This is a genomic window from Vibrio sp. CCB-PB317 (genome assembly GCF_022808245.1).
In the GTDB taxonomy this organism is placed as follows: Bacteria; Pseudomonadota; Gammaproteobacteria; order Enterobacterales; family Vibrionaceae; genus Vibrio; species Vibrio diabolicus.
This window is the reverse complement of the sequence record NZ_JALGNU010000019.1, coordinates 1-575: the sequence shown is the minus strand read 5'-3', so window position 1 is coordinate 575 and position 575 is coordinate 1. Positions and strand designations below refer to the sequence as shown.

Genomic DNA, 575 nt, shown 5'->3' with positions numbered 1-575 from the left:
AACTAACGCCGCGTTAAGGGGTGCAGGCACGCAATACAAAAGCTTCTGCAAAGCACCTTAAACACTAAACCCAACGCATGTTAAAAATGCCACGCGTGCCAAATCCCTCTTAAACGCTTTGTTAAGTGCAATTTTTACCCACTTCGGCTGAGCAAGTGATATCGATCGTAGGGCTCAACATAAGACAAACATGACAATGCTTTTCCACCGCTTCTTGAGCTGCTCGCAAAATGTCAGATTCATTAAAACCACTGCCATTTACTGTAAAGTGTAAGTTTGCCGATTTATATAAACGAGGTTCTGATTCCGTTAGGGCAAAAGTAACCATATTTTTTAGACCTTGAACTTCAAAACCTTGATCTTGTAGTAACAAGAGGACATCCGTAGCACTACATGAACCTAAAGCCGACAATAGAACTTCCGTTGGACAAGGGGCTTTCTCACTTGTAGCGTCAACATTAAACGTAAAACCGCCTTCAGTTGACACTTTAAAGCGACAATCACCATCCCATTTTATATTAATGCTCATACTTCCCTACTTTTTTGATGGACTCTCGCTGATTGCACTTAACGCC

At 41.7% G+C, this 575-nt stretch carries 1 protein-coding gene; it reads right to left on the bottom strand.

The annotated features are described in order from the left end of the window. Nucleotides 1-121: 121 nt before the first annotated feature. Nucleotides 122-529: an OsmC family protein gene (locus MTR11_RS24050; protein WP_243328529.1), complete on the bottom strand. Its 408-nt coding sequence runs from the start codon at nucleotides 527-529 to the stop codon at nucleotides 122-124. Nucleotides 530-575: the final 46 nt, after the last annotated feature.

Excerpts from the sequence above, each read along its gene's own strand:
- MTR11_RS24050 (WP_243328529.1), bottom strand. The coding sequence starts at position 529 with ATGAGCATTAATATAAAATGGGATGGTGATTGTCGCTTTAAAGTGTCA.